We start from the raw sequence: 22,477 nt of genomic DNA, 5'->3' as shown, positions 1-22,477 counted from the left end.
TGATAATCCCCCGAGGCGGGCGCCCCTATCCTTGGGTTAGATCAATAGACTGGTCGAAAGCCGATGATACTATCCCCTTTACGCTTTTCTCGAACTTGGCCCGAGGGAGCATAACAACCCTCTGGCACCCCCTGCACCTGATCCTGAAATCTGCGCCAACCCTCAGGACTTCCCAGAGAAAGCTGCCGCAGGGATGCTGTTTTCTCATTCTCACTATATCACCAATGTGGAATTTGGCCATCCTTGCCCTCCAAAATCACATTCATATGTGGATACGGTATTCTTATCCCTTCCTGGTCGAATAGATCTTTGATACGCTTCTTCAAAGCCCGCTCAACCCGCCATTGCTCCATAGGCTGTGTCTTTGCTATCACCATGATCTTGATGGATGAATCGGCAAGATCGCTGACACCCAGAGCCGTCGGTCCATCTACTATGCCCGGGATCTCGGTCTTTGCCTTCTCGAAGTCCTGCGCCAGCAGTTCCAGGGCGCGATCGATATCGGTATCATAAGAAACGCCAACCTCAAAAAGCACCCTCATGGCGGATCCCATATAATTGGTGACCTGCGAAATCTGGCTGTTAGGGACGATATGGAGTTGACCGCCGAAATCCCGAATGCGCGTCACCCTGAGCCCCACATCTTCGACGATTCCTGACACATTATTGATGCCTACATAATCCCCGACCGCGAATTGATCCTCGAAAAGGATGAAAAAGCCATTGATTACATCCTTCACCAGGCTCTGTGCTCCAAAGCCCAGGGCAAGCCCGGCGATCCCGGCGCCTGCCAGGAGACTTCTAGTATCGACCCCCAACTTGCTCAGGATTGAGAGCCCGGCAAATAAATAGATGGTATATCGGATGACGCTCTTGAGCAGCGGGGCGAGGGTCTTTATCTTTCGTCCATCTATATAGCCCGTCTTATTTTTTTCCGCCTGGGTCAATGCCCGGTCAATCAACACGCTGCTGAATTTCATGAGCAAGGCGGCCACAATAACCGTAATTCCTATTGAAGCAGCCCCTCTACTGATCGCAAACGCGATGTCCCAGAGCTTATCCGCTGGCAGCAGGTTCGAAAAGATGAAATCTCGCCCTTGCGCCAATGTGTCCACCCCCCTTAGATTCCAGATAACCCGTATATGGTGCCTCAGGCAGATTATAAATGCCATAATATAGTGCCAAGCCCGGACAGGCCCATCTACGATGCTGTATCAATAATTTCTATTTCATTTCTTCATCCTATTCGTCCAATCCTGCCTTTGGAACCCGAGGAAAGGAACAGAGAGGGGACGTTCCCCTCTCTTGTTAGAGTGGCCTTTTAGTTGTAGAATCACTGCACCTCATTCCCATCCAGAAATGGGGAATGCAGCGCGCTCATCTTCATGGAGTGAATCCATGAAACCTAGTCAGCGAAGTGTGGTAGGAATGAACATATCGATCAACCCGATGACGAACGCCGCTATCAAAGCGCCTAAGACCGTCACGCGCATCGTGGGCACCACGAATTGAGCAGCATAGATCACGGCCGCAGAAACCAGGAATCCCACGATTCCTCTCCCGTAGGGCGAAACATTCCTGCCAATCACCGCCTCGATCACATAGCCGACTATCGTGATGACAGCCGCTGCAATCAGGGCGTTAAGGAAACTCAACGTACTAAAGCCTGGCACGATAAGCCCTACAAACATAAGAACCAAAGCTGAAACCACAAACCTAACAAGGTGACGGACCCAATCGCCCACTTAGTTTTCACCCCCAAAAGCTGATTATTAGCCACTACACCTATATCTTGACCACCGCTGCATCAAATATTCATGGCCCTTCTTTTCGTTGCCAAAAGACACCCTGAAGAGGTTTCCTGCGAGAGGTCCTGCCCGCCTATCCATCATGGGGCAGGAAACCGGGGTCTTGATGGACAAATATAGAGACCTCGAACTTCCCTCGACGGAGGTTGAGGTCTCTATGCCAGCAAGCACCGGTTCAACAACCAGCCTCGAGGCAATTTTAAGTATATTGGATGGCGCCCGCAATTTCAAAACGGCGCTTGACGCTTTGGAGCATATAAGGTAAAATAAAATCGTCACGGAAGTCGTGGGCGAATAGCTCAGCTGGCAGAGCGCCTGGTTCACATCTAGGAGGTCACAGGTTCAAGTCCTGTTTCGCCCACCAACAATATCAAGGGCTTGAGGCCCCAAGAGGGTATCGCAAGATCTAAACTACCACTACAATCCCACCGGTTCGGATTACCCGCTAAGTGGCAGGCTACTTAAGAGACCGAATTTAATAATCATTGTGGGATTTGTAGTCAATTCCTGTTTTTTCTTTTCATCGCCCAGGCTTTAATCGTACTCCGGCTTCTCTTGCCTTTGAGCGGATGTAATCCGCAGCAGAGCATTTATCAGGCGCCAAACCCCGGACTTGTCGGTGACTGGGCCCACTGGTTGAACCATTGATCCCTTTTTGCCCCCATATATCTATCCGCAATTATGGTGAGAGGCTTTCGCGCAAGAATGAATTTCTCCGACAGAGTCAGCAAGACACGGTCCAGCCCAACGGCTTTGGCCACCTTATGCAAGGCCGCCTGCCGATAGAACATCTGTCCTTGCTTTTCATAAGCTTCGAGGCCGCCTTGACCGTTTCCAGGCTCTTTATTCTTTGGGAGTCCATTCCCTTCCTCTTCCTTGGAGAATATATAGTCGGGAAAGACGCCAGTCAGAAATAAACAGATATCTGCGGCTCTCTTATACAGGCTGAATCGCGAATCCTCTGGCAGTATATTTGAAAGGTCAACAACATCCTCGAGATCTGTATCATTGAAAACCCGCTTCGAAAGAGTCGGACCGTTCTTGAAATATAGAGTTGTCGTGCCTACCTTCGTAAATGAGCTCAGCATATCGGCCAGATAGGTGCAGATATCCTTATCACCTAGCAACTCTACCACTTGTGGCGCATCAAAGACTGGAAGACGTTCCTTCTTGCCAACGGGTTCTATCGTAAAGGTCGTCTCCTTGAGATCCCGGTACACTTTCCTTAGCAAGATGATAAATAGTAGAAATGGTGAAAGTTTTAGAAAGATGTCATCATCGGCCATAACTGCCCGGAATAGCCTTTCGTCATCCAGCATGATGTCGATGAGGTCGCCCTTGCCCTTGACGATTCCGCGGATTTCGTCATAATCGCTCCGCTTTGTGACGACTGTGCGTATGATAAAATCCAGGTCCGCCTCGGACAAGGAATTAAGATATCGATTGGTGACCTCCATGGCCGCTCCCCCCCATCTACAATCATGTATAACATCCCAAAAGATCCTTCAATAAAATTATACCATGCCTACTCTGCTTTGAGCATAGCCCAGTCACTGGCCGCCATCCACTAGCGCTAGAGGTCCCGGAGGCTCAGGTTAGGCCCGTCATCTCACTGGTCGCCACCCCATCGGTGCCAAAGGTCCCGCGGGTTCAGGCCCGGCCCATCATCTAGATTCGACCATGACCCGTCAAGAACTAGCTCAGGGGAATTGTAAGAGTCTGACCGGCCCTGATGAAATCTGGATCTTTTATATTGTTTGCCCTGATGATATTGGAGATAGTGATTTTAAAGCTAGCTGCGATGGTAGAAAGGCAATCACCATCTTTCACTAAATATTCTATGTTCTTATGAGCGTCTTTTCCCTTGGCCACACCAGACCCGGCAGGTATTGTAAGTCTCTGGCCAATGTATATTATTGTATTTTGTAAGCCATTTAGCTTCATTATCTCCTTTACTGACACATTATACCTTTCCCCCAGGATGGACAGGCACTCGCCCTTCTTCACCACGTGCGCGATGTCCTGTCTCTTCGCTGCCGGCGCGGAACTGAGGGTTTTAGGTCCAGCGGCTTGGTTCTTTGTGACCTGCTTTTCGCGCGGCGTAGTTTTAGATGTTGGCGTTTTGGACTCCGACGGTCTGGGAGTCTGCTTTGGCGCTGGAGGTTTCTCTGTTCTATAATCTTGGGAAACCTCTTGAAGTCCCGTGCCTTTCTTCACCTTTCCTGATAGTATGGCCTGGGCGGTAGATGCATCCACTTTTCCGGTCCTTGATAGATTCGCCGCAGCCTGAAATTCCAATACCGCCCTGAGGGTTTCATTTCCATATATTCCATCAAGCACCTTAATATAGAAACCCAACAAATTCAAGCGATATTGCAACTCAAGCACATCATCCCCCCGCGATCCATATGATAGCTCGCGACTCCCCAGGGGGGTCTGTGCACGGCATATAAATGCGGAGCTCCAGGTCGACCCGATATTTATTCTTAAAATCCCCATCTCCCATGATGTGAAGGTCCCCAAAGATAGACCCAGCAATGAGATTAAGAACACAATGAATGCCGTGACAGAACGCGAAATGGATGGAATGATGCACCTATTCCCATAGTCTGAAAAACTCTTTTGGCCTTTAGCCATCCTATAACCCCCGATCTCACGAGAACTTTACCTCTATTATGGTAATATACCCCGAAAGGCCGGGTTGATTTCCCGTCAGATCGTTGACTTACATGGAAAAAAGGGGTTGCAAAATTCCTGACTTCAAGGTAGAATATATTTGAGTAAAAAAGGGTTTCCTCGTTTGAGCGGATGTAGTTTAGTGGTAGAACATCGGCTTCCCAAGCCGAGGGCCGCGGGTTCGAATCCCGTCATCCGCTCCATATTTATGGGCCCGCACGATCACAATGCCGACGTAGCTCAGCAGGCAGAGCGGCGCACTCGTAATGCGCAGGTCACCGGTTCGATCCCGGTCGTCGGCTCCAAGAATATAACAACGGCAAGGCTTTCCGGACTGGGAATACCTGCCGTTTTGTGTTTGGAACTCGAGACGGTCACAGAATGGTCACGAGCCACTTTTTGACAGCAGTTCCTCAAATGCCTCCGCGGCCTCCTTTTGCATTCCCGGGAGCAGATGGCCGTATATGTCCATGGTGACGGATATTGAGCTATGGCCTAACCTTTCGCTTATGACTTTAATGGGGACACCGGCTTTGATCAATGCGGATGCGTGAAAGTGCCGCAGGCTATGGAAGGTATACGGATACCCGAGGCTTTCCGCGAATTGCCTCATCAAAAATGTGCTTGAAACCGCTTCATTGCCTCATATCAAAAATGTGCATGAAAGGAGTGAGCGATGTATGCCTAGAACCCTTGAGTACCTGTTAGGAAAGGGTGAACAGCATATGCCACTCATTCTGCGCGAAAAGCAGGCCGTGACCCGGGAATTGGCCACTAAGTATAAATCCGTGAGACCGTTGATGTTTCCCAGTATCTGTCAGGCATTCTAGCTCGTGCAGCCTGTAACCTTGACAATCTTGCCGGTGAAAGTCCGGTCGCGGTTATTGCTCATATGGCCGCATAGCAACCCTTGACTTCTTGCTTGGGTGACCGGCAAGGAGAAGGCTCAAAGGAAAACGCTCCTCTCCTTCGAGGTAGGACTGGCACAGGGGCCGAGCAACCTCGAAGGCCATAGCATAAAGCGAATCTTGCAGCATCGACACACTGGCCCACCTGAAGCTGGGGGTGGGGATTGGGAGTGCCGAGCCGCTGAGTGGACGGCGAAGGCTGGGAAGGCCCAAGAAGAAATGGACAATAGCACTGGGTCTACTCCCCAGAACAACGTCAAAGTCCCTGTTGAGCCGCGACTTATGAGATTCTCATAAAGGCTCTGACGTTTTTTCGCATAGTCTGCTAGAATATCTGCATGGGCAACTATTGCTCAAAGGTCCAAACCAGCATAGCACCAAATGATTATCTTAATTTTCCATACCTCGCCCAGGTCTTCCGGATTGAAAGGATCACAACCGATCTACGTGGGGAACTCCTCCGGCATAAAATAGCCTATGGTGTGACAAACCTCTCTCCAGAGAAGGCCAGCCCAAATCGGCTTTTAACCCTCACACGGGGTCAATAGGAAATTGAGGACCGTCTACACTGGGTGCGAGATGTCACTTTGGATGAGGATCGCTCCCAGGTACGTATAGGCTCGGGCCCGCGGGCCATGGCTACATTGCAGAATCTTGCCATCAGCCTGTTTCGTCTCCGGGGATATACCAGTATAGCTAAAGCGATTCGCTATCATGCTCGAGACCCTCGCCGTGCCCTGGGGCTTATCGGGTTATAAGCCTAACCATACCGGGCCCTTCCCTCGAAGGTCTGCATAAAAACACCTAATGCAGGCTTGGTTTGTCATGCCCTAATTGGCCGAAATTCCTAGATGACAGGTTGAAAGATGGCCTTTTCTACTCTTCAACTGGCTCATGCAGATCATTGCTTCATTTCTCTCCCGAATTCTGGTCATGACTTTGACGTAACCTTGCCTTTCAAGGTTTTGAATATGTCAATATGTTCAGAATGCAATGCTGATGCGTGAAGCCATCCAGGCAGCATTGACCTTTGCCGCAGGAGCTCCACGGGCTGATGCGATCTATCCCACCACGGAGGTAGGCGAGCGAAGTCTGTGCCCGATGCAGACATAATCATAGTGCAACCCGGGATCCATCCTGCTTACGCTGAGGATGAATCCCGGGCTCAGGAGGTAATTGGGCGGGCTCAGACTTTGCTCGCAACAGCCTTCATAAACTCGATACTCTCCGGCACCCCTATCTTCTCATCGTCGGGGCCTTCATACTCAAGGGCAATATACCCGTCGTAGCCCGCGGCTTTGAGTTCCCTGAGGCAGCCGAGATGATCCACATCGCCCTTTCCCACGGTGCACGCTTGGATGCCCCATCCCCATGGAAGCGAAGGGTCCGGGCATTTCTTGAAATCCTTAAAGTGAACATAGGCACAGTACTTGGCGGCTATCCTTGTGCCTTCTACCGCCTCCTGGCCACCCGCCATGTAATTTCCTACGTCGATAGTGGCGCGAAGATACTTGGACCCTACCTTCTCTATCATTTCGACCTGCTCCTCGCCTGTACATGGAAGCCCTCCATGATTTTCGAGCGCCAACACAAGCCCGAGTCTCTCTGCCTCATGGGCAAGTCTTCCGAGGGCATCAATTACACGCTGGAAGATGCCCTTCTTGGTCCCTTCATCGACTTCAAGCCTGTTCTTAAGGGCGCCACCGAAGATCCTCGATACCGGAGCACCCAACTCAGATGCCGCACGCATCCATGCAATCGTATTATTCACCATATCCTGATACGCACCGGGATCATCAAGGTTGAAATTAGTGGAAAGGGAGAGCCCTGACAGAGCGAGTCCTGTCTTTGAAAGCGCAGCTTTGATATTATCAACTGCGCCTTCGATCTGACCAAGCAAGCCTGCATGGAAATCCACGGCTCCGATCCCTAGAGCCTTTACCTCCTCGCATAGCCTCTCAGGAGTCCAGTTTTCCTCTTTCCAGCGCCTGTGGAAACTATAGTGGCAGATAGATAAATTCAATGGAATTCCCTCCTATAGACCGGATATCTCATGGCACCGTTGCAGTAAAGCTATTCTCTTACGAACACTCTCCGGGGTTACAGCGAGCGGAGCGCCTTTACGGATCGTATTATACAGGTCGACATAAAAAGCAGCCTCACCCATTCCAGGATCATCTGCCGCGCTCCATGTTTCTTCATACCAGTGAAGATCCTCTCTATTGTAACTCCTGTCCGGCGTAGGCTTTCGATCCACTTCCCTGTGCGGGAGTTCAGCTGGATCTATGTATTTCCACCTAAGTTCGGTTGCTGTGCCGATCAATGTCCCCTGTGTCCCCATCACGAGCCAGTTTTCGGTTGGATAGGCGCAAGCGCTTGTTAATTCTATGTCGACCAAAGGCTCCCCAGGGGCCTTCAAAATCACCTTTACATGATCATCTGCGTCTCCCAGGGTCAGGGCCCTGTCAAGATGACAAAATATCTCAGGTTCCTTCTCATCGATAAGAACCATCGCCCTGTCTATGAGATGAATACCATTATTGTTGAGGGTGCCTCCGCCAAATTCTTTTAGGGTCTGCCAGTCCCATCGACGACCAAAGCCGTTGAGAGCGATGCGGATCTGGACAATGCGACCCAGCCTGCCGGAACTGATTACCTCGCGTACCTTTACAAAATCCTTTGAATACCGTCGATTCTGAAACACTGTGAGAAGTCGCCCCGTCTCCTTAGATACACTGATCATTTCATCAGCTTCTTTAAGGCTGGGAGCCATCGGCTTTTCACAAAGCACCGCCTTCCCGGCGCGAAGGGCTGCGATAGAATATGGGGCATGAAGATGGCTGGGCATAGCTACTATGACCAATTCTACTTCCGCATCACCCAAAAGTTCCTCATATTGGCCATATGCCCGACAGCCCAGCGTTTCCTCTGCTTCCTTCAGGCGCGAGGTCTCCTTATCAGTTACTGCCACAATCCTGAATTTATCCCCCATGTTCCCCAGCATTTTGGCATGAATGTCCCAGCCGCTACGGCCAAGGCCCGCTATGCCTACGCGAATTGGTGAGTCGTGATCTCCGCCCATGACGGCCACCTCCAGAGTCATTTGTGTTCTACCAGATTATTTGTGTTCTACCAGATTCCCTCCTCAGGATCGCAAAGATTACGAATTGTGGATCCCGACCCTCACTAATCAAATAAGCTATATGAGCTCCTCGCACCCCCCTCCCTCCTTTCGCATGATTTCCTAACGACCAGCTCCGCGGGCAGCAGAATTTGATTATCCCTGACCTTCCCGCCCTCGATGAGCCGGATCATCATCTGAGCGCATCGTACTCCAATTTCATGACTGGGCTGGCGAATGACCGTAAGAGGGGGATCAATTTCCGAGAAAGTCTTGCTGTCATCGAAACATACAATGGATATGTCGTCCGGGATCTTCCATCCTTTATCTTTGAGACAGCGTAAAACCCCTAGGGCCATATCCTGGGTTGCAACGAAGATAGCTGTCGGGGGAGGAGAAAGGCTTGTCAGGAATTCCGCAGCATGATAACCAAATTGTTCGCCCCCAGCGGGCTCTATTACAATTAAGCTATCGTCAACCCGCACGCCGGCTGCGTCTAGCGCCATTCTGTAACCCCGGAGCCTATCGGCCTGAGGAGGATGCTCCGTAGGGCCGGATATGTAAGCAATGTGCCTATGCCCAAGCTCTAAAAGGTGTCTCGTGGCGATAATACCCCCACCTACGAAATCGGTCGTCACATAATTTATATCCGAATTCGCAGCACGCCTATTAGCGAACACAATAGGGATAGGCGCCCGGCGCACATCCTGACAGAAAGGATCGTCGATGTTGACCCCGACGAAAATGATCCCGTCTGTATTCAACTCAAATGGCATATTCATATTGTAAAGCATCAGGTGGTAATTCAACCCGCCGAGGACATCGAGTAACCCGCCCAGGAGCTCGCCAAAATAACTCTGTTCTATGAATTCATGCCTGAAGAATCTGGTGGCGAGCCCTATGATCCTGGTCTTCCCTCTGGCCAGATTCTTGGCACTTGCATTGGGAAAGTAATTAAACCGGTTCAACATTTCACGAACCCTTGCCCGTGTCTCGGGGGCCACCTTAGGGCTATTTTGAAGGACCAGGGACACCGTCGACTTGGAAACCGAGGCAGCTGAGGCTATATCACGCAATGTAGGTTTTCTTCCCATCAGTGATGCCCTCTCTTAACCCATCATCCCTGCACTTTGGACAATTGTCCTTTTATTGGACCGCTCCAACGGCATCTCAATAATTCAATTCGATATTGATATATGAAATCCTGCCGGGAGAAAGTATTTTCTCTTTCCAAGTCATCTATCTTCAATCGAAAGCCACCTAGAAAATGAGCCGCCCCGGTTTTCATCATTCTGGTAATGCTGGCGTAGCAGTATGAGGACCTACCCCCGAAGATTGGCCACCGCCATTCTCATGATTCTGATGGCACCGCCCCTGCGCCATTGGCAGCTATAGATGACCAAGCTCGAACTTAGAAATTATGAGCTAACAGTGTGCGGCGCGCCCGGCAACCGCGTGGTGACATAGCTAGGTTATCTTTCAATTCTGGACTTGGCAATCTATAGCTGTTCGAAACTAAAACAGCGCTTTTACTCCCGTGAACAAAAAATAGATAGCCATCAGAAATAGCAGGCTCGCCAGGACCTGTATGAGCCGCGTGTAGAAATTGCGGGTCAGAAAACTACTCCCCACTGCAATGGCGCTGCTGACGAAGGTAAGCCACAGTATATCTGATAGGATATGACCGCCAAAGAAGAATCCAACTCCTGCCCACCCAGAGCCAAGTGCCTGTGAGACATAGGTAGCGCCTATGGTGGTCCACCAGAGGATCCAGTAAGGATTAGAGACACTTGCCGCCGCTCCTGCGGCCATCGTCGGGAAAGCCGCCCTCGGTCGCGGGATTTTCATTGCCCTGATAATGCCTTGAGGGATGCGCGTATCGGCCACAACGCACACATTAGACGCAGCATGTCTGCCAGCCGTAGCGCTCCCGCCAATCGCATCATGTCCACCCTCCTTGGCGGGCCCTTCGGCCTCGGCAGCAGTTGCGATTTCAACAGTCGCGGCAGAGCGAAACATCCCAATAGCCATCCAGGCCAAGACCACTCCGCCAATTACTGCAATCAAACCGGTGACCAGAGGGATCCGCAGCACGCCGCCAAAACCCAAGGCCAGCGCAACAACTAGAAACGCCTCCGGAATCCCATGCCCCGCTGATGCTACAAGCCCCGAAAGACCGCCCAATCGCCCGACTCCGGCTATCGCGACTGTTACGAGCGGTCCCGGCATCACAGCTCCGGATAAGCCTACCAAAAATGATGTGACAAATAATCCCCAGCCCTCCACCGGTAACACCTCTACAAGGTAATAACATAGTTTTTATGATGCGAAGCACCAAAAAGACCTTACGATTTGAAACGATAGATACTTGCACGAGCAAATCTATATTCATCATAGCCGACCTTGCGAAGTCCATCAATACCTCGGTTTCCTGCCCCATTAAGTTTTACACGAACGTTTCCTGTCCCCATTAGATTTTACACAAACTGGATGAATTGCCGCCGGCAGGTTTTCGTATCACATGCGCCCGTCGCTCAGAGTCCAGGTATGCGAGGAACAGTTCACCCGGATCATTGACACCGAGAGATACTAGCATTTGCGTCAGAATTTCCTTTGAAAGTCCCAGGAGCCGGAGATTTTCCTCGATGGTAACTCCATTCTCAATCAGGATGACAGGCAGTTTCACCTCTGGCACAGCTATCCTCAAATCTTCCGGTGTCGCAGGGCGGTTTGCCCCCTTCTTGATTACGCTTATACGGCCGTTGGGCTCGAGGGCCGCCATGGCCACCTCTTCCGGGCCGGCTACGCTGTTGAGCCTGAGTTCGGATAAAAGGATATCATGATTGATCCTGGCCTTTGCCAGGCCTTCAGGCAGTATCCGCCCATTTTCGATGAGCTGTATCGGCTTTGATTCTATTAGCACGCGAAATCCCCGCTTGAGGGTTGAAAGCCAGGCAAGCAAAAAATGAAAAAGCGCGAAGATCGCAAGAGCCAGAAGCGCTCCGGAAAATGGGAGCCGGCTGTCTGAAAGAGGGTGAGCTATCGGATTGCCTATGACGATGGCAGTTATGAAATCCACCAGCCTGAGATTAGCTATGGACCTTTGCCCCATAGCCCGCGCGGTAAGGAAAAGGACAATATAGAAAACCACTGCCCGTGCTACCCACTGGACAGCGGACAATTCCTCCTGGCCTTCCCAGAAGTGCATGATATCCACCCCCCTGCAGTTAGACCAAGGCTCGGGAATACCGAACGATGATATATATTGCCACGCCACCTGCAAAACCCGTGCATGAAGCCCCCGAGACCAAGTGAGCCCGGGCAGAGCCCCGTCCGCCGCACAATAAACTTGGAATCGCTCCCTGTGGCCGGCAGCATACCTGTAGTTATTTGGATGGCCTGCCCGCCAAAATGCTCCCGCCGCAGGCGGACATCTTCCACTATCTTGAGTCGCCAAGCGCACATCCCAAAACTCACTGTTCTCATATTATTCCCCATGCTATAGTATCCGATGGACAATATCCTCTTAACCGCCTCACACTATGACAGCTTGGTGTTCATTTTCTGTCGTATTAAATCCTACATTTGCTGTGTTTATCTGCTATACGCCGTAATTTTTCATTACGGTACCCAGGCCTGCAGGCAGAGAATTCACTCGAGCTTTACCGAGCCTGGAAGAGGGTATGTCTTCCCAAGGACACCGGCTTTGCCGCCCCAAGAATCGAACGCTGCGGTTCCCATTCTTCTGGTGCCGCTACAGCGGCATGGGAGTCTACCCTGTTTTAAGGAACCAATCCGGTGATGACGATAGCATGCAAGATTATAGCATGCTAAGCTAAGACCGCAGCGCCAGGGCCGCGGGTGTGTTACCTTATGCAGCCCCCTGGTCGAGGTTCCCCATGGGAGGATTACCGGACCTGACGTCGTGTGACCGGGATCGCAACCAAAAAATGGATTTCAAATCAAGGGGGAAGGTTGCACCAATCTTCTTGACACATACCCGGCCGCAGGATCACCTAGAGTCTAGAGCGTGGTTATGATATACTGAACTAGGAGGGCCTTTGAGAAGGATTTGAGGGATAAGGTCTATCAATGACATTTCGTCAGGGAGGTATATGGGATATGGACGTGCAGCCTGACAGCCTGGCTGCCTATTATGCTAGGAAATATCCCCTCACATTCACGGACGATTCTCTCCCGGCTGAGTCATTCCTGGTCGAGCGTTACCGGGAAGCGTGGGAAGTTGCCAAGATGGCTGCAGACATATTGAAAGGCAGGTATGGCGCCTCGAAGGTGGTAGTCTTTGGCTCATTGGTCGACCGCTCCCGATTCAGCCTATGGTCTGATATTGATTTGGCAGCATGGGGGGTCTCGGACCATAAATTTTACGCCGCAGTGGGGGAAGTTATAGGGTTAAGCACGAGATTCAAGATAGACTTGGTCGATCCGGAATCTTGCCGCGAATCTCTGCGCAGAGCTATTGAAGGCGAAGGGATGGAGATATAATATGGGCAAGAAGCATCTAACCATGGCCAGTCGAGTATGCGATGAACTCTCTGAACTTCAACAGGCCATCCGAGCGTATTCATCTCGGATGGGAACGAGCTAGGCGCGAAAATGATGATCTTTATCTTGATAGCGTAGCATTTAATCTACATAGCCTCTATACCGGTCTGGAGAGGATTTTCGAATTAATTGCCGCCAATATTGATCAAAGCAAACCGGAGGGAGACAACTGGCATCAAGAGTTATTGCACCAGATGGCAATAGAAATCGAAATGGTTCGCCCCCCCGTTATTTCAAAGAAGACAAGGGATAGCCTAGATGCATATAGAGGTTTCCGTCACGTGGTCCGAAATGTATATACCTTCCACCTATCTCCCGCCCGAATGCAACCATTGGTAGACAATATCCAGGAGACCTTTATAAGGGTTAAAACAGAAATAGAGGAGTTTCTTTCCTTCATCGAGACGCGCAGCCAAAAGATACCACCCCTTGAATGATTGCACCGTGAGATTGAGCATATATAGCCATCCCCCAGCGTCTTGATTCTCACGCGTAAGGGGCGACCGCTTTATCGGGTCTGATTTTGCCTATCTGTCATGACAACATGGACATCTAGATTAGCAGGTCCATCCCTGTGATTACGCGCGAGACATAAACCTCGGCTGGGGGGAAGCGAAGAACAAAAAATGGCAAAGGTGCTCATGATATATTGACATAGGCTCCCTGAAATGGTAGGGTAGAAGTGTCCCGATTATGCTTCTGAAGTGGAGGTGGGTTATGTGAATGAGGTCGTTGTGCGTGTGTTTGCTATTCCCAAAATTCACCTTACCCACCTTGTCGTCCGGGGCATGAAGGGAAAGCTATGGGAAGACTAAATCGTATTCCCGCATATTACTAAAGTCTGCTTTGATACTGCATGCCCGCGATAGCGGGCATTTCTATTCGCCCGGTTGATGAGCAAGGATATTAGGCGCAGGATAAAACTATGCCGGCCGTGGGTAAGGTGTCGCCCATGGCCTTTTTGCGTACCAAAAGCAATGTCAGGGTAGACTCCCATGCCGCTATAGCGGCATCATCAGGGGGATGAAAATCTCCCGAGGCGGGCGCCGCTATTTTCAGGATAGCCCCCCATGCCGCCGGGGCGGCACCAACGAAAAATGAAAATGGCGCTCAGCTATTTTCAAAGTAGTAGCAGTTCTCAAAAAAGTGCTTATGGAGGTTATGTAACCGTGACTGATAGACTGACAGAACGACAGATATCGAGGTTGAGAAAGGACTTTGAACAAAAGCGCAATCGCGACAAGATGAAAGAACGACTCAAGACACGGCGGCAGGAAAAGCGGGGAAGGCGCCATGATCCGCCGCGCCGTGATAGAGAAACCATAGATCTCATTGACGAATTCTTCGATAGGGAGGCTGATTTCGATGAATAATGAAGGCCTTTCCAATACTGATGTTTGTGGTATCCGCATCACATCCGGTCCACAGGAAAACCTCCGCAGCGGCTTGGTCATCCGGATAGGAAGTGACATCTATCAAGTGCTTGTAGATGGCAGGCCTATCCTGTGCACAATCCGGCGGAGATTGATTAAAGAGACTGAAAACACCATAAATCCAGTGGCGCCTGGAGATATCGTCTATCTATCCATTCTTGATGGTGGCGGAGGTGTGATAGAGGAAATCGGCAAGCGACGCAATTCATTTGGCAGGAAGGCCGCAGGTGGCCGTCCGGGAGAGCAAGTCATCGCAGCTAATGTGGACCAGATCATCATCGTATACGCGGCGGCGGAACCTACATTCAGGGCACGGGGCCTTGACCGGTACCTTGCCGTAGCCGAGTATTCAGGAATACCAGCTGTTATATGCCTCAACAAGATCGACCTTGCCTCCCCTGAGGATGCCGCCAACATGACCGTTCCCTATGAGGAAATCGGCTACCAAGTTCTACATACATGCGCCAAGACAGGCCAGGGCATAGATGACCTCAGGTCCCTCCTCGCGGGCAGGATTTCCGTTGTGGTTGGCCCATCAGGAGTGGGGAAGTCGTCACTACTCAATGCTGTGGAGCCGGAACTTGGCCTTGCGACAGGTGAGGTCGGTCGGATCACACACCGGGGCCGCCACACAACCACGGCCTCCCGGCTCATTCAGCTCCGCGCAGGCGGTTTCGTGGTGGATACAGCGGGGATGAGGGAATTCGGATTTTGGGAGATTTCAGCCCAGGATCTTGCATCGTGCTTTCGTGAAATGAGGCCGTATATAGGGAAATGCCGATTTTCCAATTGCGCGCACCTGACCGAACCAGGATGTGCAGTGCGAGATGCCCTCGCGTCGGGATTCATACGCCCCGCACGGTATGAACATTATGTGAAGCTTATGGAGGGGAGGTAAGGAAGGTGCGCAGATTTCCGGCCTCACACGGGTTTGCGGCTCCGCAAAGATCTCGATCTTTTCGTAGGTTCTCAGCCTTGCGCAGGCTTATGGCATACGTGGCCGCTGGAGCGCAGGATATGCTCGAATACCGGGCTGATTATCTTATTCGCACTGTATTGAATCTCGCCCCACTCCTCGTTGATACTCTGGTGTGGGTGGCCGTATTCCGGTCGCACTCCGGAGTACGGATCGGCATGTATGACCTTCCTCACCTCCTGTCATACATAGTTGCTGCGCAAATGACACTGCAGCTTGTGGATGGTGAAATCCAGTGGGTTTATGGCCCTTGATTCGCTATTTCATTTCGCGCTCAAGCCGGATGGCATATACGGGCGGGTACTGCGATTCTTCCTTACGATCATATTGCCGATGACGGTGATCGCTAGTTTCCCGGCCCGGCTGGTATTCGGCAAGATCACATGGTGGGAGATCGTTTGGTCTTTTGTGGCAACCGGAATCATGCTCGCTGTGAGTCGTGTGCTATGGAAATACGGGCTCAAGCGCTACGAGAGCGCTAGTAGTTGATCAACATGTGCCGGGCAGTCGAGGTTGATAACACAGGCCTGGGCGCCGCCCTCGGCCGCCTGGGGCGCGTGGTAAGCAACGGCGGCCTGTCTGCTACCCTCAAGGTGCCCTTTGGCGAGACAACCCGTATTGCTTCGGCCCTTATTGCGAGTTTCCCGGTGCAGGACTTCACCGTTGAGGAAGTGCCCCTGGAGGATGTTTTGAGCCAGGTATTTGCTGACATACCCTGAGTAAATGGTCGGCGGAGTCTCCCGGTTTCCCAGTTTATAGCAACCAAGCTATCACGAGTAGTCCTGCCATCGTGAGCAGTCGTTGACCGGTCCTTGCGAGTAATCCTTGACCGGTCCCTTCTTTATTGGTAGAATTAGGATGTCAATAAGTGCGTGAATTCACATGATCGAGGTGATTACTGTGAAAGACCAGGATCCGATGAAGGGCCCCAGTGTGCCAAAGCCTCCGGATATGGTGAAGGAAACGGCAGTTCAATATTATACGGCTGATCTTCGTCTTACATACGCAGATTATTGCCGGATGCCGTCCGGGGAAAGATATGAGCTCGTGGAGGGGGACCTGAGGAAGATGACACCGGCTCCATCTGTTTTTCACCAAAAAGTCTCCGGGAGGATTGAAAAGGCACTGCGGCACTGGGTTGAGAATCGTGACCTTGGAGAAGTGTATGATGCTCCCATTGATGTGGTATTAAGTGAACATAACGTGGTCCAGCCTGATATCCTGTATGTCTCACTGGAACGCCTTGGGATAATCAAAGAGGCCTATATTCAAGGCGCGCCGGACCTAGTGGTCGAGATCCTCTCACCTTCTACCGCGGAGTTGGATAGGGTGACCAAACGCCGGATTTACGGCCGCTATGGAGTTCGCGAATTCTGGATAGTGGATCCCGACGGTCACAGCATCGAGGTTGCCGCTCATAACGGCAGGGAGCTCGCCACTGTCCAGGTTTATCCGCCTGGCACGACACTGGAAAGCCCCCTGTTGGATGGCTTTAGATTGGAGATAGATGAGGTCTTCCGTTGATTCAATTGAATTACCCGACTCCCGTTCGTCTCAATTATAATGTCCCGCGCCATATTTAGCCTTCTATCTATTATTCCCCCAACGCGTACAATTAATGTCATCATCTTGACATTCTAATGTTCCAATACTAGAATGTCATCAGAGGTGAACGCCATGAGGACGACGATAGATATTGATAATGAGCTTCGTGCAAAGCTGCTTGCTCTTGCTGCACGGGCGGGGCTCCGTGGCTATTCGGAAATCGTACGCCAGGCCATCGAGGAATACATTGCGCGACACGAATCAAGACAGGACGACCTCGAGGAAGTTCTTAACCTTAGAGGCTCGCTGAGCAATGAGGAGGCCAAAGCGGCGACAGAAGCGGTCAAAGAATTTTGGGAAAGGTGGAAGTCATGCAGACGGTAGTCGATACGTGCGTTGTGATAGACTTTCTGAGAGGTGCGAACCCGGGGGCAGATTATGTAGAGGAATTGCTCAAGACGGGCGACATGGCAGTTACTGCTATCACTTTATTCGAGTTACGTGTGGGCATCAAGCCAAATAGCCGACGTGACCGGATTCTCGAGAAGCTGTTTAGCATTATACCGGTGTTATCGTTTGACAAGGACGCCGCCTTGCGTGCTGCACAAATAGAGAATGACTTGCGTGCGCAGGGTAATGTCATTGGCCCTGCGGATACATTCATTGCCGCCATCTGCCTCGAGCGCGATATCCCGCTTGCCACACATAATATAGAACATTTCTCAAGGATCCCGGGTTTGAAGGTGTTGCCAATCGAAGGAATGCACATACCTTCTCGGCCCGGGTCCCGCTGATGGCAGCCAAGAGCGCATCAGAGAAATCGATGTTCTTGTCTCCATAGTCGACTGCAGCTTCAAGTATGGCACCCCCGTCCACGAACTCAATCCCGTCTATCCGACTGAAATCCCTTAATGCGTTGTAGATTTTATCTCGTGAGTAGTCTTGGCCCTCAAGAATATAAATGACCTCGCATACAATGTGCGGGGCAACTTTCAGGTGAAAACCGTCACCCCTTGCTCCGCTCTCAAACATGTGCTATCATACTATTCATGTAAAAATGATCATACATGATCTATTTCGCGAAAGAAGGTATATCATGGCCGGGCATGAACCGATTTTCTATGGTGCCGTAACCGTGGGTGAACGCGGGCAGGTGGTCATCCCCCAACAGGCCAGGGAGGCTCTGGGGATCAAGCCTGGCGACAAGATATTGGTGCTGGGCGGGGGCTTTGGCGGCCGTGGCTTGATGATGATCAAGGCCGAGGCAGTCAGCGGGTTGCTGGCGAGGTTGAGCGAGCATGTAAATACCCTTGAGAAATTGTTTCGAATGTCTGTAGAGGACCCATATAGATCCGCAGAGGGGCCGGATGAAAAAGGGCAGGATTAGCCGGAATCGCCATCAAACTGAAGTCATGGATCCCTGCCGCTTTGTCATACGCAGGGTCGGCCAATATGTGGGTCATGAGACTGCATGAGACTATAGGAGCTACGGGGATTCTCGTGTTTTGATATAGAGAGATGGTGGAATATGATAAAACTATTCAAATTCCTCAAACCATACCGAATCCAAATCGTGTTTGTTATCAGCCTTGTATTCCTGCAGACGCTTTCCGAGCTGTACCTCCCGACATTGATGTCGGACATCGTCAATACCGGAATCATGAAAGGCGATGTCAGCTATATCTGGAGAATCGGCCGGTTGATGCTACTCGTCGCCTTGGGCGGGACGATTTGTTCAATCACAGCGGCTTTCCTATCGGCGAGAACGGCCATGGGCTTTGGCAAGATATTGCGCGCCAAGATTTTCGCCCATGTGGAGAAGTTTTCACTACACGAATTTGACAAGATCGGCACCCCCTCCCTCATTACCAGGAATACCAATGATGTCACCCAGATTCAAATGGTCATCATGATCATGATGCGGATGATGATAAGCGCGCCCATCATGTGCATTGGCGGTATCATCATGGCCCTATCGAAGGATAGAGGTCTGGCCTGGGTTTTGGCCGTTGTTCTGCCCATCCTTGCTGCCATAATCGTTTTTGTCGCTCATAAAGGCCTTCCGCTTTTCAGGAGCATTCAGAAAAAGATCGACCGGATAAACCTGATCGTGCGCGAGAATCTCGAGGGTATCAGGGTCATCCGCGCTTTCGACCGCACAGACCATGAGAGAAGGCGTTTCCACGAAGCCAACCTCGATCTGACTGAAACCTCTATCAGAGTCAACAGGTTGATGGCTCTTTTGATGCCGGTAATGATGCTGATCATGAACCTCACCATAGTCGCCATCATCTGGTTCGGAAGCATCCGCATCGACCATGGGACCCTGGAAATCGGCAATATGATGGCGTTCTTCCAATACGCTATGCAAATCATGATATCTCTCCTCATGGCCTCGATGCTGTTCATCATGATCCCCCGCGCCCAGGCTTCGGCAGATAGAATCAATGAGGTGCTGGCCATCGAGCCTGAGATCAACGACCCGGCGGCTGCCAGGAGAGCAGGCAGCGAGAAGGGGTATGTTGAGTTTCATGATGTCACCTTCAGGTACCACGGCGCAGAAGAACCCGCAATCAGAGATATTTCCTTCCGCGCCTGCCCGGGCGAGGTCACCGCCATCATCGGCGGCACAGGCTCGGGCAAATCAACCTTGGTCAACCTGATCCCGCGCTTTTACGACGTCACTAGCGGTAGCATTCTGGTGGATGGGGTGGATGTCCGGGAAATGGCCCAAGAAGAACTGAGGGCCAAGATCGGCTTCGTGCCTCAAAAGGCTGTGCTCTTTTCTGGCACGGTCGCTGACAATATCAGGTATGGCAAGAAGGACGCGACTGATGAAGAAATCCGGCGTGCTGCAGAGATCGCCCAGGCCCTGGATTTCATCTCAGAGATGAAGGACGGCTTTGATTCAGAAATCGCCCAGGGCGGGACCAATATCTCTGGTGGCCAGAAACAGCGTCTTGCCATCGCCCGCGCGCTGGTCAGAAAGCCCGAAATCTACATCTTTGATGACAGTTTCTCTGCTCTCGACTTCAAGACCGATGCCAGGCTGCGCGCGGCGCTAAAGAAGGAAACGGCTGGCGCAACAGTGATAATCGTCGCCCAGAGGGTCAGCACAATCATGGATGCAGACCGGATCGTAGTCCTGGATGAAGGGAGGGTCGCCGGTATCGGCACCCATAGAGAGCTCTTGAAAACCTGCGAAGTCTACCGCGAGATCGTTTCCTCGCAGCTTTCAGAGGAGGAGATCGCATGAGCGCAGATCACACGAGTAGAGACCGCATGAGTGGAAATCGCATGGGCGGGAATCCCACGGAGCAACAACGGCCAGCAGGGCCGGTAAGGCCTGGCGGTATGGTGCCTGGCGGCTTCAGGCCCGGCAGGGGAGGTTTCGGCGGCGGCCATGGGTTTGGCCGGCCGGTGGAAAAGGCCAAAGACTTTAAGGGCACGTTGAAGAGATTGGCCATCTATTTGAAGCCTATGTGGCCGCGTCTGGCGGTCGTGTTTCTGGCTGCCATCGCCAGCACAATGCTCAGCATCATCAGCCCGAAGGTCATGGGGAGGGCCATCACAAGCCTGGGGCGGACATTCGGGATGAGATTCATGGGCTTGCCCGCCAATGTGGATTTTCAATATATTGGGCATATCGTTCTATGGCTCATCGGTCTTTATGTCGCAAGCTCGCTTTTCAGCTATGTGATGCAATATACCATGGCGGGCGTGGCTCAGAAGACCGTTTTCGCCATGCGCCGGGATATGAATGACAAGCTCTCCCGGCTGCCGCTGAAATTCTTTGACGGGCGCACGCACGGCGAGATAATGAGCCGGATGACCAATGACATCGACAACATCAGCATGACATTGCAGCAGAGCTTGGGACAGCTCATTACTTCATTTGTCGGCATCATCGGCGCCATCATCATGATGTCCACCATCAGCTGGCTACTGACGCTGATCTGCCTATTGACACTGCCGCTTTCATTCTTCGTGACGGCCATGATCGCCAAATTCTCACAGAAGAATTTCGCGGAGCAGCAGAAGGAACTTGGCCTACTTAACGGCCACGTGGAGGAGATGTATACCGGCCACAAGATCGTCAAGGCATTTGGTCACGAGGGTGAGGCCATCGATCGATTCAACCAGATCAATGAACGGCTTTACAATGCGGCCTGGCGGGCGCAATTCGTCTCAGGCATCATCTTCCCGCTGATGAATTTCATAAACAACATTGGCTATGTCCTGATCTGCGTAGTCGGCGGGATCATGGTCACAAAACGGAGGATCGAACTCGGCGACATCACGGCATTCATCCAGTATCAAAGGATGTTCACCATGCCCATTGCGCAAACTGCCAACATCGTGAACATTCTCCAGTCGACGGTAGCCTCTGCTGAGCGTGTCTTTGAGCTGCTGGATGAGTCGGAAGAAAGTCCCGACACCGCGGCGGCGACCATCGTGTCTCCGCGGGGCGAGGTCAAATTCCAAAATGTCAGGTTCAGCTATAAAAAAGACGTCTCCTTGATCGAAAACCTCAATATAGAGGTTAAGCCAGGGCAGACCATCGCCATCGTGGGCCCGACCGGTGCGGGCAAGACCACCCTCGTCAACCTGCTGATGCGTTTCTATGAGATAGACGGCGGCAGCATCACCATCGACGGTATTGACATCAGGGACTTGAAGCGCAGCGAGCTGAGAAAGCTTTTTGGCATGGTGTTGCAGGATACCTGGCTTTTCAACGGCACTATCCGGGACAATATCGCCTATGGTCGCGAGGGTGCTACTGACGAAGAGATCGTCCGGGCAGCCAAGGCTGCTCAGGCAGACCATTTCATCAGGACACTTCCAGATGGTTACGACACAGTTTTAAATGAAGAGGCTTCCAACATATCTCAGGGTGAGAAACAGTTGCTGACCATCGCGCGGGCATTCCTGGCAGATCCAGCCATCCTCATTCTGGATGAGGCGACCAGCAGCGTTGACACGAGGACCGAGATTCAGGTTCAACGGGCAATGGCAGAATTGATGAAGGGGCGCACGAGCTTTGTCATCGCCCACCGGCTCTCCACGATCCGCAACGCGGAGTTGATTCTGGTGATGAATGAAGGCAGAATCATCGAGACCGGCACTCACAGGCAATTGCTCGCCAAGGGAGGTTTTTACGCCGATCTTTACAATAGCCAATTTGTCGGGGCCTATGCTGATGACCAGGCGGTCTGAAAGGGAAAATTTGTATATGCTTTCATTGAACGTATACTATCTAGGAATATGCTCGGAAACTCTCTCGAAAGGGCTATATTGGGGCAGCGTCTAAGTATGGCCACAATATATGGTGACTGCAAGGGTTTCCGAGCAATCTCGCCAGATTGGAAACCACTTAAACAACTCCCATGGAACAACTCCCAGTGGCAATCCAAAGCACGGAGTGGGACCCACGACATGCGAGT

At 51.5% G+C, this 22,477-nt stretch carries 25 protein-coding genes, 3 tRNA genes and 1 pseudogene; 18 read left to right on the top strand and 11 right to left on the bottom strand.

Features of this window, described 5'->3' with window-relative positions:
- Positions 1–25 precede the first annotated feature (25 nt).
- The 3 genes from HPY52_00435 to HPY52_00425 form a co-directional block, all read right to left on the bottom strand.
- Positions 26–241: a DUF951 domain-containing protein gene (locus tag HPY52_00435; GenBank protein ID NPV78729.1), complete on the bottom strand. Its 216-nt coding sequence runs from the start codon at positions 239–241 to the stop codon at positions 26–28.
- Positions 219–1,106 (bottom strand): mechanosensitive ion channel family protein, encoded by an 888-nt coding sequence (locus HPY52_00430; GenBank protein NPV78728.1) that lies wholly within the window; start codon positions 1,104–1,106, stop codon positions 219–221. Before HPY52_00430 ends, HPY52_00435 begins: the two co-directional genes overlap by 23 nt.
- 303 nt (positions 1,107–1,409) lie before the next feature.
- On the bottom strand, positions 1,410–1,745 hold the full coding sequence (locus tag HPY52_00425; protein NPV78727.1) for a phage holin family protein: 336 nt from the start codon (positions 1,743–1,745) through the stop codon (positions 1,410–1,412).
- Positions 1,746–1,914: 169 nt separating this feature from the next.
- Between HPY52_00425 and HPY52_00420 the strand changes: the two genes are divergently transcribed.
- Both HPY52_00420 and HPY52_00415 read left to right on the top strand, forming a co-directional pair.
- A complete protein-coding gene (locus tag HPY52_00420) occupies positions 1,915–2,073 on the top strand; it encodes a hypothetical protein (protein ID NPV78726.1) in 159 nt (52 codons plus the stop codon).
- Positions 2,074–2,096: 23 nt separating this feature from the next.
- Positions 2,097–2,172, top strand: a tRNA-Val gene (locus HPY52_00415).
- Between the two features lie 229 nt (positions 2,173–2,401).
- Here the strand turns inward: HPY52_00415 and HPY52_00410 are convergent.
- A complete protein-coding gene (locus HPY52_00410; GenBank protein ID NPV78725.1) occupies positions 2,402–3,265 on the bottom strand; it encodes a hypothetical protein in 864 nt (287 codons plus the stop codon).
- Positions 3,266–3,503: 238 nt separating this feature from the next.
- Positions 3,504–4,196 carry a LysM peptidoglycan-binding domain-containing protein gene (locus tag HPY52_00405; GenBank protein NPV78724.1) on the bottom strand — a complete coding sequence of 231 codons (693 nt, stop codon included), beginning with the start codon at positions 4,194–4,196 and terminating at the stop codon, positions 3,504–3,506.
- A 416-nt stretch (positions 4,197–4,612) separates the two neighbouring features.
- Between HPY52_00405 and HPY52_00400 the strand changes: the two genes are divergently transcribed.
- A tRNA-Gly gene (locus tag HPY52_00400) sits at positions 4,613–4,687 on the top strand.
- Positions 4,688–4,713: 26 nt separating this feature from the next.
- Positions 4,714–4,789 (top strand) — tRNA-Thr (locus HPY52_00395).
- Positions 4,790–4,869: 80 nt separating this feature from the next.
- On the opposite strand, the gene HPY52_00390 is transcribed toward HPY52_00395, so the two are convergent.
- Positions 4,870–5,097, bottom strand: a complete 228-nt coding sequence (locus tag HPY52_00390; protein ID NPV78723.1) for a tyrosine-type recombinase/integrase — start codon at positions 5,095–5,097, stop codon at positions 4,870–4,872.
- Positions 5,098–5,410: 313 nt separating this feature from the next.
- On the opposite strand from HPY52_00390, the gene HPY52_00385 reads away from it, so the two are divergent.
- Positions 5,411–5,689, top strand: a complete 279-nt coding sequence (locus HPY52_00385; GenBank protein NPV78722.1) for a hypothetical protein — start codon at positions 5,411–5,413, stop codon at positions 5,687–5,689.
- 889 nt (positions 5,690–6,578) lie between these two features.
- Here the strand turns inward: HPY52_00385 and HPY52_00380 are convergent.
- The 5 genes from HPY52_00380 to HPY52_00360 all read right to left on the bottom strand — a co-directional run bounded on the left by HPY52_00380 (position 6,579) and on the right by HPY52_00360 (position 11,721).
- Positions 6,579–7,415 carry a sugar phosphate isomerase/epimerase gene (locus HPY52_00380; protein NPV78721.1) on the bottom strand — a complete coding sequence of 279 codons (837 nt, stop codon included), beginning with the start codon at positions 7,413–7,415 and terminating at the stop codon, positions 6,579–6,581.
- Between the two features lie 12 nt (positions 7,416–7,427).
- Positions 7,428–8,474 (bottom strand): Gfo/Idh/MocA family oxidoreductase, encoded by a 1,047-nt coding sequence (locus HPY52_00375; GenBank protein ID NPV78720.1) that lies wholly within the window; start codon positions 8,472–8,474, stop codon positions 7,428–7,430.
- 104 nt (positions 8,475–8,578) lie between these two features.
- On the bottom strand, positions 8,579–9,607 hold the full coding sequence (locus HPY52_00370) for a LacI family DNA-binding transcriptional regulator (GenBank protein ID NPV78719.1): 1,029 nt from the start codon (positions 9,605–9,607) through the stop codon (positions 8,579–8,581).
- A gap of 421 nt (positions 9,608–10,028) precedes the next feature.
- A complete protein-coding gene (locus HPY52_00365) occupies positions 10,029–10,799 on the bottom strand; it encodes a LysE family transporter (GenBank protein ID NPV78718.1) in 771 nt (256 codons plus the stop codon).
- 184 nt (positions 10,800–10,983) lie between these two features.
- A complete protein-coding gene (locus tag HPY52_00360) occupies positions 10,984–11,721 on the bottom strand; it encodes a DUF421 domain-containing protein (GenBank protein NPV78717.1) in 738 nt (245 codons plus the stop codon).
- 914 nt (positions 11,722–12,635) lie between these two features.
- On the opposite strand from HPY52_00360, the gene HPY52_00355 reads away from it, so the two are divergent.
- The 13 genes and pseudogenes from HPY52_00355 (at position 12,636) to HPY52_00295 (ending at position 22,250) form a co-directional block, all read left to right on the top strand.
- The gene (locus HPY52_00355) at positions 12,636–13,019 is read left to right on the top strand and encodes a nucleotidyltransferase domain-containing protein (protein ID NPV78716.1); all 384 of its coding nucleotides are present in this window, start codon (positions 12,636–12,638) and stop codon (positions 13,017–13,019) included.
- 1 nt (position 13,020) lies between these two features.
- A pseudogene (locus HPY52_00350) lies at positions 13,021–13,516 on the top strand (hypothetical protein).
- Between the two features lie 732 nt (positions 13,517–14,248).
- Entirely contained in the window at positions 14,249–14,452 is a 204-nt protein-coding gene (locus HPY52_00345; GenBank protein NPV78715.1) for a hypothetical protein, read from the top strand.
- A complete protein-coding gene (rsgA, locus tag HPY52_00340; GenBank protein NPV78714.1) occupies positions 14,445–15,410 on the top strand; it encodes a ribosome small subunit-dependent GTPase A in 966 nt (321 codons plus the stop codon). Before HPY52_00345 ends, rsgA begins: the two co-directional genes overlap by 8 nt.
- A 5-nt stretch (positions 15,411–15,415) precedes the next feature.
- Positions 15,416–15,742 (top strand): hypothetical protein, encoded by a 327-nt coding sequence (locus tag HPY52_00335; protein ID NPV78713.1) that lies wholly within the window; start codon positions 15,416–15,418, stop codon positions 15,740–15,742.
- Positions 15,732–15,977 carry a hypothetical protein gene (locus tag HPY52_00330; GenBank protein ID NPV78712.1) on the top strand — a complete coding sequence of 82 codons (246 nt, stop codon included), beginning with the start codon at positions 15,732–15,734 and terminating at the stop codon, positions 15,975–15,977. Before HPY52_00335 ends, HPY52_00330 begins: the two co-directional genes overlap by 11 nt.
- A complete protein-coding gene (locus tag HPY52_00325; GenBank protein ID NPV78711.1) occupies positions 15,974–16,207 on the top strand; it encodes a hypothetical protein in 234 nt (77 codons plus the stop codon). The genes HPY52_00330 and HPY52_00325 overlap by 4 nt, the downstream gene beginning before the upstream one ends.
- Positions 16,208–16,439: 232 nt before the next feature.
- A complete protein-coding gene (locus tag HPY52_00320) occupies positions 16,440–17,012 on the top strand; it encodes a Uma2 family endonuclease (protein ID NPV78710.1) in 573 nt (190 codons plus the stop codon).
- 153 nt (positions 17,013–17,165) lie between these two features.
- A complete protein-coding gene (locus HPY52_00315; GenBank protein ID NPV78709.1) occupies positions 17,166–17,417 on the top strand; it encodes a ribbon-helix-helix protein, CopG family in 252 nt (83 codons plus the stop codon).
- The gene (locus HPY52_00310; protein ID NPV78708.1) at positions 17,405–17,827 is read left to right on the top strand and encodes a type II toxin-antitoxin system VapC family toxin; all 423 of its coding nucleotides are present in this window, start codon (positions 17,405–17,407) and stop codon (positions 17,825–17,827) included. The genes HPY52_00315 and HPY52_00310 overlap by 13 nt, the downstream gene beginning before the upstream one ends.
- Positions 17,828–18,129: 302 nt before the next feature.
- Entirely contained in the window at positions 18,130–18,420 is a 291-nt protein-coding gene (locus tag HPY52_00305) for an AbrB/MazE/SpoVT family DNA-binding domain-containing protein (GenBank protein ID NPV78707.1), read from the top strand.
- Between the two features lie 141 nt (positions 18,421–18,561).
- Complete coding sequence (locus tag HPY52_00300; protein ID NPV78706.1) at positions 18,562–20,289, top strand: ABC transporter ATP-binding protein; 1,728 nt, start codon at positions 18,562–18,564, stop codon at positions 20,287–20,289.
- Positions 20,290–20,387: 98 nt separating this feature from the next.
- Positions 20,388–22,250, top strand: coding sequence for an ABC transporter ATP-binding protein (locus tag HPY52_00295; protein NPV78705.1), 1,863 nt, complete (start codon positions 20,388–20,390; stop codon positions 22,248–22,250).
- The last annotated feature ends 227 nt before the right edge of the window (positions 22,251–22,477 follow it).

It is taken from the genome of Bacillota bacterium, from assembly GCA_013178415.1.
Taxonomy (GTDB): Bacteria; Bacillota; SHA-98; order Ch115; family Ch115; genus Ch115.
The sequence above is the reverse complement of the archived record's forward strand: the minus strand, read 5'-3'. Positions and strand labels throughout refer to the sequence as shown.

Excerpts from the sequence above, each read along its gene's own strand:
- HPY52_00305 (NPV78707.1), top strand. The coding sequence starts at position 18,130 with ATGGCCGGGCATGAACCGATTTTCTATGGTGCCGTAACCGTGGGTGAA.
- HPY52_00310 (NPV78708.1), top strand. The coding sequence starts at position 17,405 with ATGCAGACGGTAGTCGATACGTGCGTTGTGATAGACTTTCTGAGAGGT.
- HPY52_00410 (NPV78725.1), bottom strand. The coding sequence starts at position 3,265 with ATGGAGGTCACCAATCGATATCTTAATTCCTTGTCCGAGGCGGACCTG.
- HPY52_00300 (NPV78706.1), top strand. The coding sequence starts at position 18,562 with ATGATAAAACTATTCAAATTCCTCAAACCATACCGAATCCAAATCGTG.
- HPY52_00375 (NPV78720.1), bottom strand. The coding sequence starts at position 8,474 with ATGGGCGGAGATCACGACTCACCAATTCGCGTAGGCATAGCGGGCCTT.
- HPY52_00315 (NPV78709.1), top strand. The coding sequence starts at position 17,166 with ATGAGGACGACGATAGATATTGATAATGAGCTTCGTGCAAAGCTGCTT.
- HPY52_00330 (NPV78712.1), top strand. The coding sequence starts at position 15,732 with ATGGCCCTTGATTCGCTATTTCATTTCGCGCTCAAGCCGGATGGCATA.
- HPY52_00390 (NPV78723.1), bottom strand. The coding sequence starts at position 5,097 with ATGAGGCAATTCGCGGAAAGCCTCGGGTATCCGTATACCTTCCATAGC.
- HPY52_00355 (NPV78716.1), top strand. The coding sequence starts at position 12,636 with ATGGACGTGCAGCCTGACAGCCTGGCTGCCTATTATGCTAGGAAATAT.
- HPY52_00370 (NPV78719.1), bottom strand. The coding sequence starts at position 9,607 with ATGGGAAGAAAACCTACATTGCGTGATATAGCCTCAGCTGCCTCGGTT.
- rsgA (NPV78714.1), top strand. The coding sequence starts at position 14,445 with ATGAATAATGAAGGCCTTTCCAATACTGATGTTTGTGGTATCCGCATC.
- HPY52_00360 (NPV78717.1), bottom strand. The coding sequence starts at position 11,721 with ATGCACTTCTGGGAAGGCCAGGAGGAATTGTCCGCTGTCCAGTGGGTA.
- HPY52_00320 (NPV78710.1), top strand. The coding sequence starts at position 16,440 with ATGGTGAAGGAAACGGCAGTTCAATATTATACGGCTGATCTTCGTCTT.
- HPY52_00295 (NPV78705.1), top strand. The coding sequence starts at position 20,388 with ATGGTGCCTGGCGGCTTCAGGCCCGGCAGGGGAGGTTTCGGCGGCGGC.
- HPY52_00420 (NPV78726.1), top strand. The coding sequence starts at position 1,915 with ATGGACAAATATAGAGACCTCGAACTTCCCTCGACGGAGGTTGAGGTC.
- HPY52_00435 (NPV78729.1), bottom strand. The coding sequence starts at position 241 with ATGGCCAAATTCCACATTGGTGATATAGTGAGAATGAGAAAACAGCAT.